This window comes from Pseudonocardia xinjiangensis, from assembly GCF_012911925.1.
Lineage (GTDB): Bacteria > Actinomycetota > Actinomycetes > Mycobacteriales > Pseudonocardiaceae > Pseudonocardia > Pseudonocardia xinjiangensis.
In genome coordinates, this window is the sequence record NZ_JAAXKY010000171.1 from 1 (window position 1) to 14,035 (window position 14,035).

Genomic DNA, 14,035 nt, shown 5'->3' on the forward strand with positions numbered 1-14,035 from the left:
ACCCGCCCGGACCCGACCCACCCGGCGAGTCGCCCGAAACCCGCGCGCGAGTAGCCCGCTCGGGGCGCCCGTCCGCGACATGGACACATGTCGCTGTCGGGACGGCCCTTCGGGCAGCGATATGTGTCCATGTCGCAGATGGGGGTCCGTCCGGCCTGGTGCTGACGGGCCGGGCCCGGGATTGGGGTCGGGCGGTCAGAAGGTGTCGAGGGTGACCGTGGTGCCGGGGTCGACCAGGGTGCCGGGGCTCGGGTCCTGGTTGATCACGCGGGCGCGGTCGCGCTTGTCGGAGAACCGGGAGTTCTGCTCGACGTCCAGCCCCTCGTCGTCGAGCTTGTCGGCGGCATCCTCGAACCGCTCGCCGATGACGAACGGCACGCGCACCTGGTCCTCCTCCGGCTCGGGCGGAGGGGGAGGCTGGGGGCCACGGCTGAGCACGAGGGTGACGGGCGCACCGATGGCGAGCGGCGTGCCGGCGGCCGGGTTGGTGCCGACGGCCGCACCGGCGGGCACCGTGGGGTTGAACTGGTCGGCGTCGGTGGTCCGCACGGGGGTGAGGCCGGCGTCGCGCAGGGCCTGCTCCGCGGCGGCCACGGCGGTGCCGGGAGCGATGGTGGGCACCGTGGGGCGGCCGGAGGAGATCGTGAGCACCACGGTGCTGCCGCGCAGCAGCCGGGACTCGGGCTGGGGGTCGGCGGACGCCACCACACCGGCCGGCTGGTTGTTGTCGCGGGCGGTGGTGATGCTGGCGACGAGATCGGACTCGCCGAGCAACTGCTGAGCCGTGTTCTGGTCCAGGCCGACGACCGACGGCATCGCCGTCCAGCGTCCGCTGCCGAGCCACCAGGCCGACACCCCGACGAGCAGGGCGAGCACGAGCACGATCGCGGTCCAGACGGCGAAGATGCGGCGACTGCGCCTGCGGGCCCGCAGGTGGGCCGGTGGGCCGCCGGGCGCGCCCAGGTGCTCGTCCTCGGCGGGCCGCGCCATCATCCGCGTGCCACCGCGCTGCGGCGCCATGGCGGGGTAGGCGCCGGTACCGGGCACGTGCTGGGGGCCGGCCGGCAGCGTGTCCTGCTCCTCCAGCGGACGTGCTGGCGGCACCGGCGGCGGCACACGCGGCACCTCCAGCCGGGTCGCCATGCGGCGCAGCTCGGCGAGCATCGCCCCGGCGTCGGCCGGCCGGGCGGCGGGGTCGCGCCGGGTGGCCCGCAGGACGAAGTCGTCGAGCTCAGGGGGGACGTCGCCGGCGATCAGCGACGGCGCCGGCATGTCGGAGTTCACGTGCCGGTACGCCACGGAGAGCGCGGTGTCGCCGGTGTAGGGCGGTTCGCCCGTGAGCAGCTCGTAGAGCATGACGCCCGCCGCGTAGACGTCGCTGCGCGCGTCGGCCGCGCCCGTGGCGACCTGCTCGGGGGACAGGTAGGCGACGGTGCCCAGGATGTAGCCGGCGTGGCTGGCCCCGGCCGAAGCGGCCGCGGTGACGAGCCCGAAGTCGGCGACCTTGACCTCGCCGCTCCGGCTGATGAGCACGTTCTCCGGTTTGACGTCGCGGTGGACGAGCCCCAGCCGGTGGGCCTCGGCGAGCCCGGCGAGCACCGGCTCCATCACCGACAGCGCGGCCGGCACCCCCAGCGGCCCGCGGTCCCGCAGGACGTCGCGCAGCGTGCCACCCTCGACGAGCTCCATCACGAGGAACAGCACCGGCCCGTCGACGCCCATGTGGTCGCCCTGGTCGTGCACGTCGACGACGGCGGGATGGTCGATGCGGGCCGCGGCCCTGGCCTCGCGCTCGAACCTCGTGCGGAACGCGGGGTCGGCCGCGAGCCGGGGCTCCATCACCTTGATCGCGACCGGCCGGTCCAGGCGGGTGTCGGTACCCCGGTAGACGGTGGACATGCCGCCATGGGCAAGGACCGGCCCGAGCAGGTAGCGCGCGTCGAGCAACGCGGCCGGCGGGGCATTCACGCATAAGACGGTACCGGCACCGGGAGGTGGTGCCGGACCTGCCGGGGCTGTGGCATCGTGTTTACCCGTGAACGATGTGTCCGTGCTCTCCGAGGTCGTGGCAACGCTGCCCGTCGCGGAGGTCGCCCAAAGGCTCAACCAGCCCGTCTCCCGGGTGCACCAGCTCGTACGCGACGGCCAGCTGCTGTCGTTCCGGCGCGAGGGTGAGGTGGTCGTCCCCGCCGACTTCCTCGACGCGGACGATGCGGTGGTCAAGGGGCTGTCCGGCACCATCACCGTGCTGCGTGACGGCGGCTACACCGACGAGGACATCCTGCGCTGGCTGTTCGCGGAGGACGACTCGCTGCCGGGCACGCCGGTGGCGTCGTTGCGCGCAGGCCGGCATCGGGAGGTCAAGCGCCGCGCCCAGGCGATGGCGTTCTGACCTCTCGCGCCACCGCGGACGGCGGGGCTCAGGAGCGGGCGCGGGCCACCACGGCGCGCAGCATCCCCGGCAGCGCGACGGCTGCGCGGGTGCGGGCCGGCACCGACACCCTGCGGTGCAGCACGTGGTAGTCGGCCGCCTCGATCTCGTCGAGGATGCCGCGGTACAGCCGGAAGGCACAGGCGATGCACGCCCGTGACACCGGCTCGAGCATCGCGACGCCCGGCGCGGCCCGGCGGTAGACGGCACGGGTGTGGGCCACGAGGTGCGCGAGCGCGCGCCGTACCCGCCGGTCGGGCCTGCGGGTGTGCCGGCACCAGGTGAGCAGGTCGCGGTCGACGCCGAACGCGGCGAGCTCCTCGGCGGGCAGGTAGAGCCGGCCGCGGTCGAGGTCCTCCCCGATGTCGCGCAGGAAGTTGGTGATCTGGAACGCGACGCCGAGCGCGGCGGCAGGCCCTTCCGCCTCGGCGCGCGGCACGCTGGTGCCCAGGATGGGCAGCATCTGCAGCCCGATCACCGCGGCCGATCCGTGGACGTAGACGCCGAGGTCGTCGAACGTCGCGTAGCCGGTGACGTGGGTGTCCATCCGCATCGAGGCCATGAAGGCGGTGAAGTGGCGGCCGTCGATGTCGTAGCGACGGGCGGTGTCGGCCAGTGCGGTGAGCACGGCGCGGTCGCTGGGCCCGCCGGCGAGCGCACGCTCCAGCTCCGCGGACAGGTCGTCGAGCCGGGCGGCCTTCTCGGCGGGAGGCCGCTGGTCGCCCAGGTCGTCGACGATCTCGTCGGCGTACCGGGCGAAGCCGTACAGGGCGTGGACGGCGGGGCGGCGCGCGCGGGGCAGCAGCCGGGTGGCGAGGAAGTAGGTGCGCCCGTGGCGCGCGTTGAGCTCCCGGCAGCTGGCGTAGGCGGCTCGCAGTGCCGGGTCGGTGATGCCGGCGGCGTCGAGCTCAGCCTGTCCCGGACTCGGCACCGGGAGCCGGGACTGCGGCGGTCGGGGCGGCGGACGCCGGTACGGCGGCAGGGGCACGGGCAGGGGCGGTGACCGGTGCGGGCACCGCGCTCGCGGGTCTGCGGGCCCGGGCCCCGGCGGCGAGCCGGAGCGGGTCGGGGTGCAGCAGCGACACCGCGGCGAGTGCGGCCACGAGGGCGCACACCGCGAGGTAGCCCCAGTTGTAGAGGGCGTCCTCGCCGTTGGGATAGTAGACGATCACGAGCATCAGCGAGATGAACACGACCCAGGCCATCCCGCGCGGCGACCACCGGACCATCGCGAGCAGTGCCATTCCCCAGCTCACGTACCAGGGGAGGGTGGCGGGCGAGAGCACCGCCACCGCGAGCAGCACGATCCCGGCGCGGTGCACGGCGTCCGGTCCGCCGTCGCGTGCTGCCCACCACTGCCGCACCGCGATCCAGAGCAGCACGCCTGCGCCGATGACCCGGGCGACGTTGATGAACGGCTGCTTCGGGACGTTCGCCACCAGCCCGACGAGGGTGTGCGCGAACTCGCCGACGCCGGTGGGGAAGGACATCCAGTTCACGATCATGGACGGTGCGCTGAGTGCTGGCAGCCACCCCAGGCTGACCTGCGCCGCCAGCGTGCAGAGGGCGAACACCACGACGAACACGCCGAGGCCTGCCGCGGTGGCCTTGAGGATGCGCGCCCTGCGTGAGCCCGGTAGCCGGGCCGCCCACACCAGCACGAGGAACGGCAACGCGACGGCCGCGCTGGCCTTCACGGCCATCGCGCCGGTGACGAGCGCGATCCCTCCCGCGGAGCTTCCGCGCAGGGCGACCAGTGCCCCGGCCGCGAGCAGCCCGACCACGAGCAGGTCGTTGTGGCCGCCCCCGACCATGTGGATGACCATCACGGGGTTGGCGACGGCGATCCACAGGGCGACCGGCACCCGCCCGCCGAGCCGGCGGGTGAGCTCGGGCAGCGCCCAGATCAACAGCAGCAGGCCCGGCAGCAGCGCGAGCCGCATGAGGATCACGCCGAGGATGATGTTGTTGCCGGTGGCCCAGGCCACGCCCTTGGCGAGGAGGATGAACAGCGGCCCGTAGGGCGCCGGGGTGTCCTGCCAGAAGTAGTGGACGTTGTCGGTGAAGATGCCCGGCATCGCGTCGGGGCCGACCGCGTACGGGTCGAGTCCGGCGAGCGCCAGGCCGCCCTGGGCCAGGTAGCTGAAGATGTCGCGGGTGAACAGCGGGGGCGCCAGCAGCATCGGCGCCGTCCAGACGGCCGCGGTGGTGAGCACGGCGCGACCGCCGACGCGGCGGGCGAGGACGTCGCGCCCCAGCTGGACCCAGGCCCACAGCATCAGCGCGACGCCCGCGTAGATGAGCACCGTGGCCAGCTCGCGGCCGTGCCCGTAGCGCCAGAAGCCGAGCGCGGAGTTGGTGAGCAGCGGGTCACGGACCAGGACACCGCCCGCCCCGAACCCGCCGAGGACCATCATCAGGGACGCGGCCAGCCCGAGCAGGAGCGGCCGCCGGGGAGGGTTGCCGAACCGGGCTCGCCATGACGACCCCGATGCCGGGGCGGCGTCGTGTTCCGGTGGTGCGAGGTCCGCCGGACCTCCACCGGGTGCCGGCCTGCCGTCTGCCGGCGCAGCAACTGGCGCCGATGCGCGCTCCGCAGGCGCTGCTCCCGGCAGCGCCTCGGGCAGCGTCGATCCGTCGACCGATGATGGTGGCTTCATGACGCGATCCATGCTCGCATGACCCGTGTCAGGCGCCGGTGGGTACCCTGCGCGCCCGCGTGGCCGCGCCCGTGATCCGGCGGGCGGCGAGCCGCCCGGAGATCAGGACTGGCGGGATGCCGACGCCGGGGGTGGTGCCGCAGCCTGCCAGTACGACGTTCCCGAGCCCGCGGACGAGGTTGCGGGGCCGGAACGGGCCGGTCTGGGCGAGGGTGTGGGCGAGGGAGAACGGGGTGCCGGCGGCGAGCCCGTCGGCGCTCCAGTCGGCCGGGGTGACCAGGCGTGAGACCTCGATGTCGCCGGTGATCCCGCCGAGGCCGGGGTGGCCGCGGGCCTCGAGCACGCCGAGCAGCTCGTCCCGGTAGGCGGAGCCGATACGGGCCCAGTCCAGCCCGGCGCGGTCGGTGTTGGGGCAGGGGGCGAGCACGAACAGGAGGTCGCCGCCCGGTGGGGCGAGCTCCGGGTCGGTGGCGGTGGGACGGGTGACCAGCAGCGACGGGTCGCTCATCAGCACGCCGTCGTCGATGATCTCGCGGAACGTGCGGCGCCACGCCGCTCCGAACGAGATGGTGTGGTGGGCGAGGTCGGGCCGCTTGCGGTTGAGGCCGGCGTGCAGCACCACGGCGCTGGGGGAGTGGCGCAGGGGCACCGGGCGCCGTGGCGTGCGCCCGACCAGCCGCCGCACGACCGGGAGGTCCGGGGTGAGCACGACGGCGTCGCACGCGACCCGCTCGGTGTCGCCGCCGGGCCCGGCCGTGTCGACGTGCCGGACGGCGGTGACGCGGCCGGCCCGGCGTTCCAGGCCGGTTGCGGTGCGGCCGTAGTGGATCTGCGCCCCCGCGGCCACCGCCGCGTCCGCGAGCGCCTGACCCACCTCCCGCATGCCTCCTCGGGGGAAGAAAACTCCCCCGATCGTGTCCATGTAGGCGATGACGCCGTAGGCCGCCATCGCGAGGTGCGGCGGCACCCCGGCGTAGAGCGCCTGGAACGAGAAGATGCGTTGCAGCCGCTCGTCGGGCAGCATCCGCGCCACCCGTGGACCGAGCCGTCCGAAGCCGCCCAGCGCCGCGAGCCGGGCCAGGTCGGGGCCGAGCAGGTCGAGCGGCGAGTCGTGGTTGGCGCCGATGAAGGAGTCGATCTCCGCGCGGTAGAGCGCGGTGAGCCACTCGCGCGTGCGCCGGTAGCCCGCCGCGGCCTGCGGGCCGCACACGCGCCTGACCTCGGCCTCCATGGCGTCGCCGTCGGTGTGGAGGTCGATCGTGGAGCCGTCGGCGAAGTGGGTGCGGTAGGCGGGATCGAGCGCGACGAGGTCGAGACGCTCCTCGAGCTTCTCTCCCACCGCTGCGAACGCCTCGTCGAGCAGGTCCGGCATCGTGAGCACGGTGGGTCCGGTGTCCACCCGGAAGGTGCCGCTGCCGGTGTGCAGGTCGAGCCGGCCCGCGCGGCCACCGGGGTGCTCCGCACGTTCGAGGAGCGTGACACGGCGCCCCGCGCCCAGCAGGTGCAGCGTGGCGCTCAGCCCGGCCAGGCCGGCGCCCACCACCACGACGTGATCGGTCGGACCGGGGACGGTACGGGTCAACTCCTCCTCCGCGTGGCCATCTCCGCCAGCCCGGCCAGCGCGGTGGCCGCCGGTTCCGCGATCTCGACGGCCGAGAGGGCGTCGAGTGCCGAGCCGGTGAGGGCGGCGATCCGGTGCTCCATCGCCTGCACCGCCCCCAGCTCGGTGAGCAGGTCACGGATCCGCTCCACCCCGGCGGCGTCGAGGTCGGGATCGCCGATGGCGGCGGTGATCGCGTCGCGCGCCTGGGTGCGCCCCCGGTCCTCCGCGCGTTCGACGGCGAGCGCCAGCAGCAGCGTGCGCTTGCCCTCACGCAGGTCGTCGCCCGCCGGCTTGCCGGTGACGACCGGGTCCCCGAAGACGCCCAGCAGGTCGTCGCGGAGCTGGAACGCCACGCCGATGTCGGCGCCGAAGCGCCGGTACGCGGACACGAGCTCCGGCGCCGCGTCGGCGATCGCCGCGCCGAGGTGCAGCGGGCGTTCCACGGTGTAGGCGGCGGTCTTGTAGCGGTCGATCTGCAGCGCGGCACGGGTGGAGGTGTCGCCCGTGGACTGGTGCAGCACGTCGAGGAACTGGCCGCCGAGCATCTCAGTGCGCATCGCCTGCCACGGCGGCGCCGCCCGCACGAGCGCGGCAGGCGGCAGGCCCGCCGCGCGCAGCATGTCGTCGGCCCACGCCAGCGCGAGGTCGCCGAGCAGGATGGCCGTGGCGGCGCCGAACCGGGCCGGCTTCCCGCGCCAGCCCGCGGTGGCGTGCCTGCGGGCGAACTCGACGTGCACGGTCGGGCGCCCCCGCCGGGTGGCCGAGGCGTCCATCAGGTCGTCGTGGATCAGCGCGCAGGCCTGGATCAGCTCGAGCGCGCTGACCGCGCGGAGCACGGAGACCGCCTCGGGTGAGTCGACGGACCCGCCCGCGCCGCGCCAGCCCCACCACGCGAACGTCGGCCGGATGCGCTTGCCACCCTCGAGGACGAACGCGACGAGCGCGTCCGTGGCGTCGGCGAAGGCCGGGTCGATGGCGACGGCGTCGGCCGTGCGGTCGCGGAGGAACGCGGCGAGCTCGGTCTCGACGGCGGTGACGAGGCCGGTGTCGTCGAGCAGCGCGGTGTCGACCGCCTCGATGTTGGTCATCGGGAGCCCCGCAGCCGACTCGAACGGATCGCGCCGCGGCATCGGGGGAGCAGAACTGCTGGTGAGCGGGGCACGCATGGAGGGTAGCGGCGCAGCCACACTCCGGCGCGCCGACAACGCCGCTGGTCGTAGGCTGAACCCGTGAAGGTCACCCAACGGATCAGCGGCGACCGTCCGGTCTTCTCGGTGGAGTTCTTCCCACCGAAGGACGAGGCGGGCGAGGCGGAGCTGTGGCGGGCGATACGCCGGCTGGAGCCGCTCGACCCGGCGTTCGTGTCCGTCACCTACGGCGCGGGCGGGTCCAGCCGGGACCGGACGATCCGGACGACGGCCCGCATCGCCACGGACACCACGCTCGTGCCCATGGCCCACCTCACCGCGGTGTCGCACTCGCGGGCCGAGCTGCGACAGGTGATCGGGGCCTACGCCGCAGCGGGCATCTCCAACATCCTCGCCGTGCGCGGCGACCCGCCCGGCGACCCGCTCGGGGAGTGGTTGCCCCATCCCGATGGCCTGACCTATGCGGACGAGCTGGTCTCGCTCGTGCGCAGGCTGGGTGACTTCTGTGTCGGTGTGGCGGCGTTCCCCTACGGGCACCCGCGGTCCCCCGACCCCGAGACCGACCTGGCCAGGCTGGTGGCGAAGGTCCGGGCGGGCGCCGACTTCGCGATCAGCCAGCTCTTCCTGGAGCCCGAGGGATTCCTCCGCCTGCGCGACCGGATGGTCGCCGCGGGCTGCGATGTCCCGCTGCTCCCCGGGATCATGCCGCTCACCACGGCGCGCACCCTGCGCCGAGGCCCCGAGCTCTCCGGCGCGCCACTGCCGCAGGCGCTGGTCGAGCGCATGGACCGCTACGCCGACGATCCGGTGGCCTTCCGCGCCGCCGGCATGGACGTCACGGCGGAGATGTGCGCGCGGCTGCTCGACGAGGGTGTGCAGGGCCTGCACTTCTACACGATGAACCGCTCCACGGCCACGGTGGAGCTGGTGCGCAGGCTCGGGCTGGCGGCCCGGCGCCCCGCCGTCACCGCCCCGGGCTGACCGGGGGGTTGCGGGTACGGCGGGCGGCCACCACCACCGCGGCGGCCGCGAGCGCGACCATGCTGCCCAGCACGATCGTCCAGTTCAGCGCCGACGGGGCGTTGGGGTCGTCGAAGGCCACCACGGCGTTGGTGTCGCCGACCTCGCCGGGGGTGAACGTCCAGCTCACGGTGCTGGAGTCGCTGGTGTCGTCGTCGCCGTTGGTCTCGAGCACCTGGCCGGGGAAGCCGACCTTGAGCTGGAAGTCGGCCCGGTCCACCGCCACCGTGGTGAGGTCGACGGCGCCGTTGACGAGCACGCGGTTGCCCGCCCGGCGCAGCTCGAACCGGACCGCGTCACCCGCGGGGCCTGCCACCGTGGCCAGGCTGGCGACCTGCGCGAACGTGAGCCCCGAGAAGCGCAGCACCGACCCCGCGTAGCCGTCCTGCCGGTACGGCGACACCTCGACGTCGGACTCCAGGTCCGCCGGCACCGTGATCGCGGGCCCGGGGTCGTCGGCGCTCTTCTCCGGGGTGGCGATGACGACCTCGCCGGTGACCGTGTCGTCGGGCTGCACGGCGAGCGCCGCACGGACGCGCGCGCACCCGCCGAGCAGGCTGGTGGCCACCAGCAGGGCGAGCAGCAGCAGCGGTAGGACGCGGCGGCGAGCGGTCGGCGTCATCGGCACGGCGGTCATCGTGCCATCCGCCTCGCCGGAAGCGGGCAGCCCCGCCGCTCCGGCTACTGCGCGGGGGCCAGCGGGAGCTCGCGCCCGAGCACCGCGAAGGGCCGGGAGTCACCGGTGAACCGGTGGTTGCGCAGGACGTCGCGGAAGCCGGTGCGCCGGTAGAGCCGCCACGCCCGGCCGGGCGGCTGGGTGCCGTACTCGGGCGTGGAGAGCAGCACCCGTGGCTGCGGGGAGCCGTCGAGCAGCGTTCTGAGCAGGCCCTCGCCGAGCCCGTGGCCCTGCGCGTCGGGACGGACGTGCAGCTCCGTGAGCTCGAAGTAGTCCTGCAGCCAGAACTGGACGTCCGGGCCCCGGCCGGCGAGCCCGCGGCGGACCTCCTCGAACCACCACTGGCCCGGACCGCCGGTGTAGCCGTAGGCGATGCCGATCAGCGTGCCTGCCGAGTCGAGCCAGGCCGCCCCGCGCCATCCCGGCCGGCGGGAGTGGTCGAGCCAGAGGGTGCGCCGGTGCCGGGCGGTGCTGGTGGGGTAGCGCATCGCGCTGACGTACACGTGCAGCGCTTCCGCCAGCCGGTCGGCGAGATCGTCCGGACCGAGCTGGACCAGCTGGCGCGCCGGAGCCCTTGTCACGCGTCCATCACACCACGCGGCCCGCACGTGCGCCGCTCCCGGTGGAGGGCCGACTTGACGAGGAAGGGCCGGAGCGCTGTACTGGAGTCGGATCGAACATGCGTTCGATCCCGGGCTCCGGTGGTGGGGCGGGGGAAGCGCCCCGCCACCGGTGGTCCGGTGCTGGGCGGGAGGAGCGTATTCGGATGAGTGCCTTCGGTCGGGTGTTCGGGTCGCGCCGGCCGACCCCCATTCAGGTGCGGTGGCAGGACGGCGAGCCGGTCGAGTTCGAGAGCCGCCCCGTCCGCCGCGGTCCGCGGTACCTGGTCACCGACGTCCGCGAGCGCTGGATCGAGGAGTCCCCGTGGCCGTTCCCGTCCCCCATGCCGGTCGGGGGCGACCGGCTGCGGTGCTGGCGGGTGGAGGCGCGCTCGGCGGGGGAGCCGGAGGCGCCGGCGCGGGAGTTCGTGCTGCGGATGCGGGCCGGGCCCGGTGTGTGGGACCTGGTGCGGGTGTCGGAATGAGTGAGCTCCGGGAGGCGACGATGACCATCACCACAGCGCGGGTGCCCCACCCGCGGGCGCCCGTCCGGCCGCCCGTCGGGTCGGCGCCCGGCGCGCCCACCTCGCGGGCGGCACTGGCGCTGCTGCGCCAGGCCGCCGACGGGCTCGCGGAGGCCCACCGCACCGAGGAGCCGTTGCTCCGCTACCCGGCGGCCTACCTGGCCGCGCTGCGGGCAGGCGCGGCGGTGCTCGCGGTGCACGCGCGTCCCCGGCCGCGGCGCGGATCGACGCGCAACGTCTGGCAGCTGCTGGCCGAGGTCGCGCCCGAGTTCGCGGAGTGGGCCGCGTTCTTCGCGTCGTGCTCCGACACGCGGGCCGCGGCGGAGGCGGGCATCGCGCGGCTGGTGGGGCGACGGGACGCCGACGACCTGTTGCGGCAGGCCGAACAGTTCGTGGGCATCGTCAGCGCGTCGGTGCCGCTGCGCTGAGCTGAGCCCGGCCGGCGGTGACCGGCCGGGTCAGCGCGTGGCAGGGGGTGCCGCGGTTGCGGCAACCGTGCGGCGCGATCTCTCGCTGCGCAGCACCCGGCCCAGGAGCAGCGTGAACACGGCGGAGGCCTCCCGGGCCCCCGGGGTGTCCCACCGCTGGATCGGCATGCAGGCGCCCTGCGCCTGCTGGATCGCCGCCCGGTCGGGCAGCACGCCGGTGAACACCAGCGGGCCGAACAGCTCGCGCAGCTCGTTGATGCGGAACTCGTGCTCGGTGTTGCGCGGGCGCACGCGGTTGATCAGCACGCCGAGCGGCTGCAGGTCCGGGTTGCCACGCTGCCGCTCGGTCTGGATCGCGTCGAAGGCGCGCTGCACACCCGACACCGCGAAGATGGTCGGGTCGGTCACCAGCACGGCACGCTGGGCCGCGGCGAGCGCGCTGCGCGTGAGCTGCCCGAGTGACGGCGGGCAGTCGATGATCACCAGGCGGTAGGGCTCGGGAGGGTCGTCGTACCGGTCGCCGGAACCCGTGCCTGCCGCCGCCTGACCGTTGACGTCGTGCAGGCGGGGCACGTCGTAGTGCTCGACGCGGTCGAGCCGCTCCAGCGCCTTGGCCAGCCGTACCAGTTGCTTCGGGCCGGGATCGGGATGGTTGTGGCGCTCGGTCTGCTCCGCGCCCACCAGTACGTCGAGGCCGGCGCCCCAGGCGCTGGGGGCGATCGCGCGCCGCAGCACCGACGGGGTGGGTTCGTCGAGCACGTCGGCCACGGTGGCCGTGGTGGCGGAGCCGACGTCGAGCGCGATCGTGGAGTTGGCCTGCGGATCGAGGTCCACCACCAGCGTGCGCACCCCGTGTTCCAGTGCCGCGCCGGCCAGCCCGAGCGCCACGGTGGTTTTTCCCACTCCACCCTTGAGGCTCAACGTGGCGACGACCTGCACGGCGATCAACCTACCCTGCCCCGGAGCGCACTAGTCTGCCGTTGTGAGGCTGGGATGGTGAGTGGTGCGGCGGCGGAGACGGTCGGTGCGGTGGGCGGGGGTTCGGTGCACCGCACGCTGGTTGCCGAGGTCACCAGGGTGCGCGCCGCGCGGCCGGACCGTCCGCCCCGCGTGCTCGACGTCGGCGGCGGCAGCGGGGCCTGGGCGGTGCCGCTCGCGCGCTCGGGGTGCGCCGTCACCGTGGTCGACAACAGCCCCAACGCGCTCGCGGCTCTGCACCGGCGGGCCCGGGAGGCGGGCGTGCACGAGCTGGTCACGCCCGTGCAGGGAGATGTCGACGCGCTCGCCGACGTCGTCCCGCCCGGTGGGGCCGACCTCGTGCTCGGCCACGGGCTGCTCGAGGTGGTGGACGACGCCGCCGCGGCGGTGTCGGCGCTGACCACGGCCACGGCGGCGGGCGGGGCGGTGTCGGTGCTCGTCGTCGGGCGCTACGCCGCGGTGCTCGCGCGCACCCTCAGCGGCCGGCTCGCCGAGGCGCGGGCCGTGCTCACCGATCCCGACGGCCGCTTCGGCGCCGACGACGCGCTGCGCAGGCGGCTCGATGCGGCGACCCTGCGCGGGCTGCTCGAGGACGGCGCGGCGCTGCGGGTGGAGGTGCTGCAGGGCGACGGGGTGCTCGAGGGCTGGGTGCCGAGCGCGGTCCGCGACGGTGGGCCTGCTGCCGCCCGCGCCGTGGCCGAGTTGGAGGACCTCGCCGCCGCAGCGGCACCGCTCGTCGAGATGTCGGCCCGGCTGCACGCGCTGGCCCGCCGGCCCGGCTGAGCAACGGTGCGGCCTCCGCCCGACCGGCCGCCGATCCGCACCGGGCGAATCGGACACGGCCGACCGGGTGTGACGGAACGCGCACTGATCGTGTCCGGCAGGGCTCAGCGGGCGGACGTGGGGTGTGGAGATCACCTTCCGGGCCTCCGCAATCCGCCACCGGGGCGTTGTGTGACCGAAAATGGCCCTGCTCATGCTCTCGGCGACGGTCCGTGACAAAGATCGACCCGTCCGCTTGACGAGTCTGGCTAGTCGGCGAGCCGCGAGGCTCGTATCCTCTTGCTCAGACGCCCAGCCCTGGGCGCTCGTCGCGTCGTTCCGGCACCATGGAAGATGACCCGACAGGATGACCAGTGCCGGAGGTGAAGCCGTGCCCCTCTCCGAGCACGAGCAGCGACTGCTCGAACAGATCGAGCGCGCTCTCTACGCCGAGGATCCGAAGTTCGCGTCCACCGTTCGTGGTGGCCGCCTGCGCAAACCCACCCGTCGCCGTCGCCTCCAGGGTGTCGGCCTGTTCGTCCTCGGTCTGGTGCTGCTCGTCGTCGGTGTCGCCGTGCCCCAGCTCTGGCTGGCGTCCAGCTTCCCGGTGCTGAGTGTCGTCGGATTCCTGGTGATGCTCGGCGGTGCCGTGCTCGCGGTCACCTCGGTCGGCCAGGCCGGTCAGCCGGGTCAGCCGAAGGAAGCCGAGCCCGACAAGAACCGCTTCACCGGCCGGATGGAAGAGCGTTTCCGCCGCCGGTTCGAGCAGGAGTAGGCCGCCCGGTCAGGCCGTTCCCGGTCTGGCCGAGTTCCAGTCAGCCGGATCGGGGCCACGGACGAGTGGTCCCGATCGTGTACGAAGCCGCCGCCCGGCGATCAGGTCCGGGGGGCGGCGCTCTCGCGTTCGGTGACCGGTGCCTGCTGCTCCACCGGCGTCCGGTGCAGCACCGAGCTCGGCAGCAGCCGCCCGCGCAGCGACAGTGATCCCTTCGTGGCGATCCCGGCCCGCACCGTGCGCACCGGCTCGTCCAGCTCGCCGGGAGCGGGGTGCCCGCCGCCGTACCAGCTCGCCTCCACGGCGCCCACCACGTCCCGCAGCGCCTGCTGCGCGTCGCCGTCCAGCGTGTGCTCCCGCACCATGCGCCGGGCCGAACCCCGCACCGTGTCGCTCGGTGGGTAGCCGACCCCGCGGTCGGTCGACTCGGC

The 14,035-nt window shown here is 74.4% G+C and carries 15 protein-coding genes; 6 read left to right on the top strand and 9 right to left on the bottom strand.

Annotated elements, in window-relative coordinates:
* Positions 1–195 precede the first annotated feature (195 nt).
* On the bottom strand, positions 196–1,968 hold the full coding sequence (pknB, locus tag HF577_RS32405; RefSeq protein WP_312859531.1) for a Stk1 family PASTA domain-containing Ser/Thr kinase: 1,773 nt from the start codon (positions 1,966–1,968) through the stop codon (positions 196–198).
* A 67-nt stretch (positions 1,969–2,035) separates the two neighbouring features.
* Between pknB and HF577_RS32410 the strand changes: the two genes are divergently transcribed.
* Positions 2,036–2,392, top strand: a complete 357-nt coding sequence (locus HF577_RS32410) for an Rv2175c family DNA-binding protein (RefSeq protein ID WP_312859532.1) — start codon at positions 2,036–2,038, stop codon at positions 2,390–2,392.
* Between the two features lie 28 nt (positions 2,393–2,420).
* On the opposite strand, the gene HF577_RS32415 is transcribed toward HF577_RS32410, so the two are convergent.
* Genes HF577_RS32415 through HF577_RS32430 form a run of 4 tightly spaced genes read right to left on the bottom strand, consistent with a single transcriptional unit; the run spans position 2,421 to position 7,782 of the window.
* A complete protein-coding gene (locus tag HF577_RS32415; RefSeq protein ID WP_169399810.1) occupies positions 2,421–3,362 on the bottom strand; it encodes a phytoene/squalene synthase family protein in 942 nt (313 codons plus the stop codon).
* Positions 3,340–5,091 (bottom strand): polyprenol phosphomannose-dependent alpha 1,6 mannosyltransferase MptB, encoded by a 1,752-nt coding sequence (gene mptB / locus HF577_RS32420; protein ID WP_246267724.1) that lies wholly within the window; start codon positions 5,089–5,091, stop codon positions 3,340–3,342. Before mptB ends, HF577_RS32415 begins: the two co-directional genes overlap by 23 nt.
* 28 nt (positions 5,092–5,119) lie before the next feature.
* Positions 5,120–6,673: a phytoene desaturase family protein gene (gene crtI, locus HF577_RS32425; RefSeq protein WP_169399812.1), complete on the bottom strand. Its 1,554-nt coding sequence runs from the start codon at positions 6,671–6,673 to the stop codon at positions 5,120–5,122.
* Positions 6,670–7,782 carry a polyprenyl synthetase family protein gene (locus HF577_RS32430; RefSeq protein ID WP_169399823.1) on the bottom strand — a complete coding sequence of 371 codons (1,113 nt, stop codon included), beginning with the start codon at positions 7,780–7,782 and terminating at the stop codon, positions 6,670–6,672. The genes crtI and HF577_RS32430 overlap by 4 nt, the downstream gene beginning before the upstream one ends.
* Before the next feature lie 141 nt (positions 7,783–7,923).
* Here HF577_RS32430 and metF point away from each other — a divergent pair, with 141 nt between their 5' ends.
* Positions 7,924–8,823 (top strand): methylenetetrahydrofolate reductase [NAD(P)H], encoded by a 900-nt coding sequence (gene metF / locus HF577_RS32435; protein WP_169399813.1) that lies wholly within the window; start codon positions 7,924–7,926, stop codon positions 8,821–8,823.
* On the opposite strand, the gene HF577_RS32440 is transcribed toward metF, so the two are convergent.
* Positions 8,807–9,499 carry an LppM family (lipo)protein gene (locus HF577_RS32440; RefSeq protein WP_169399814.1) on the bottom strand — a complete coding sequence of 231 codons (693 nt, stop codon included), beginning with the start codon at positions 9,497–9,499 and terminating at the stop codon, positions 8,807–8,809. The genes metF and HF577_RS32440 overlap by 17 nt on opposite strands.
* A 44-nt stretch (positions 9,500–9,543) precedes the next feature.
* On the bottom strand, positions 9,544–10,119 hold the full coding sequence (locus tag HF577_RS32445; protein WP_312859533.1) for a GNAT family N-acetyltransferase: 576 nt from the start codon (positions 10,117–10,119) through the stop codon (positions 9,544–9,546).
* 185 nt (positions 10,120–10,304) lie between these two features.
* On the opposite strand from HF577_RS32445, the gene HF577_RS32450 reads away from it, so the two are divergent.
* Both HF577_RS32450 and HF577_RS32455 read left to right on the top strand, forming a co-directional pair.
* Complete coding sequence (locus HF577_RS32450; RefSeq protein WP_169399815.1) at positions 10,305–10,622, top strand: hypothetical protein; 318 nt, start codon at positions 10,305–10,307, stop codon at positions 10,620–10,622.
* Positions 10,623–10,642: 20 nt separating this feature from the next.
* Positions 10,643–11,089 carry an SAV_6107 family HEPN domain-containing protein gene (locus tag HF577_RS32455; protein ID WP_169399816.1) on the top strand — a complete coding sequence of 149 codons (447 nt, stop codon included), beginning with the start codon at positions 10,643–10,645 and terminating at the stop codon, positions 11,087–11,089.
* Positions 11,090–11,119: 30 nt separating this feature from the next.
* Here the strand turns inward: HF577_RS32455 and HF577_RS32460 are convergent, their stop codons facing one another.
* Entirely contained in the window at positions 11,120–12,028 is a 909-nt protein-coding gene (locus HF577_RS32460) for a ParA family protein (RefSeq protein WP_169399817.1), read from the bottom strand.
* Positions 12,029–12,082: 54 nt separating this feature from the next.
* Here HF577_RS32460 and HF577_RS32465 point away from each other — a divergent pair, with 54 nt between their 5' ends.
* Complete coding sequence (locus tag HF577_RS32465) at positions 12,083–12,850, top strand: class I SAM-dependent methyltransferase (protein ID WP_169399818.1); 768 nt, start codon at positions 12,083–12,085, stop codon at positions 12,848–12,850.
* Between the two features lie 370 nt (positions 12,851–13,220).
* On the top strand, positions 13,221–13,604 hold the full coding sequence (locus tag HF577_RS32470; RefSeq protein WP_169399819.1) for a DUF3040 domain-containing protein: 384 nt from the start codon (positions 13,221–13,223) through the stop codon (positions 13,602–13,604).
* 101 nt (positions 13,605–13,705) lie between these two features.
* Here HF577_RS32470 and HF577_RS32475 read toward each other — a convergent pair.
* On the bottom strand, positions 13,706–14,035 hold a 330-nt coding region (locus HF577_RS32475), incomplete at its 5' end, for a DUF4129 domain-containing protein (protein WP_169399820.1).

What these genes read in the sequence shown, in the direction of transcription:
- HF577_RS32465 (WP_169399818.1), top strand. Translation starts at nt 12,083, where the DNA reads ATGGTGAGTGGTGCGGCGGCGGAGACGGTCGGTGCGGTGGGCGGGGGT.
- HF577_RS32430 (WP_169399823.1), bottom strand. Translation starts at nt 7,782, where the DNA reads ATGACCAACATCGAGGCGGTCGACACCGCGCTGCTCGACGACACCGGC.
- mptB (WP_246267724.1), bottom strand. Translation starts at nt 5,091, where the DNA reads ATGAAGCCACCATCATCGGTCGACGGATCGACGCTGCCCGAGGCGCTG.
- HF577_RS32440 (WP_169399814.1), bottom strand. Translation starts at nt 9,499, where the DNA reads ATGACCGCCGTGCCGATGACGCCGACCGCTCGCCGCCGCGTCCTACCG.
- HF577_RS32450 (WP_169399815.1), top strand. Translation starts at nt 10,305, where the DNA reads ATGAGTGCCTTCGGTCGGGTGTTCGGGTCGCGCCGGCCGACCCCCATT.
- HF577_RS32455 (WP_169399816.1), top strand. Translation starts at nt 10,643, where the DNA reads ATGACCATCACCACAGCGCGGGTGCCCCACCCGCGGGCGCCCGTCCGG.